At 75.5% G+C, this 1,071-nt stretch carries 1 pseudogene; it reads right to left on the reverse strand.

The window, feature by feature from the left end:
- Window positions 1-62: 62 nt before the first annotated feature.
- Window positions 63-1,071 (reverse strand): annotated as a pseudogene (locus L7D48_RS29005) (bifunctional glutamine-synthetase adenylyltransferase/deadenyltransferase); the annotation flags it as partial.

Below are 1,071 nucleotides of genomic sequence, written 5' to 3' on the forward strand. Positions count from 1 at the left end.
GACCCGGACTCACCCCCACCGGCGAACCCGCGCCCCAGGGCGCACCCGCCAACGGCGGCCCCTCACTCCACCCCGTAGAACAACCGGTCCACCACCCCCCGGGCACGCCGCGTGATACGCCGGTAGTCCTCCAGCATCTCGCCCACGTGCCCCGGCTCGTACCCCAGGTAGCGGCCGACGGCGGCCAGCTCGCGCGGCTCGGAGGGGAAGGTGTCGCCGGGCCGGCCGCGCACCAGCATCACCGCGTTGCGCACCCGGGTGGCCAGCAGCCACGCCTCGTCCAGGGTCGCCGCGTCCTCCTCACCGATCAGCCCCGCGTCCCGCGCGGCGGCCAGCGCGGCGCGGGTGCGGGTGGTGCGCAGCCCCGGCACCTTCGCTCCGTGGCGCAACTGCACCAGTTGGACCGTCCACTCCACATCCGACAGCCCGCCCCTGCCCAGCTTGGTGTGGGTGGTGGGATCGGCACCGCGCGGCAGCCGCTCGCTCTCCATCCGCGCCTTGAGGCGGCGGATCTCCCGCACCGCGTCCTCCTCCAGGCCGTCCTCCGGATAGCGCAGGGGGTCGATCAGCTCGACGAAGCGGCGGCCCAGGTCCGCGTCGCCCGCCACCGGTTCGGCGCGCAGCAGCGCGTGCCGTTCCCACACCTGCGACCAGCGGCGGTAGTAGGTCCCGTAGGAGGCCAGCGTGCGCACCAGCGGGCCGCTTCTGCCCTCCGGCCGCAGGTCGGCGTCGATGAGCAGCGGCGGGTCGGAGCTGGGCAGCTGCAGGAGGCGGCGCATCTCGCCGGCGACGGCGAGGGCCGCCTCGCCGGCCTCCCGTTCGTCCACGCCCTCTCGCGGTTCGTGGACGAACAGCACATCCGCGTCGGAGCCGTAGTTCAGCTCGCGGCCCCCGAAGCGGCCCATGCCGATGATCGCGAAACGGGTGGGCAGGGTGTCGCCCCAGCGTGCGTCCACCGCCGCCCGCAGGGCGCCCGCGACGGTCGCGGCGTTCAGGTCGGACAGCGCCTCCCCCACCCGGTCCACGGCGGCCGCGACGCCGTCGGCGTCCCCGGCACTCCCGGAACCGCCC

Source organism: Streptomyces sp. ICN903 (genome assembly GCF_022015835.1).
Lineage (GTDB): Bacteria > Actinomycetota > Actinomycetes > Streptomycetales > Streptomycetaceae > Streptomyces > Streptomyces fenghuangensis.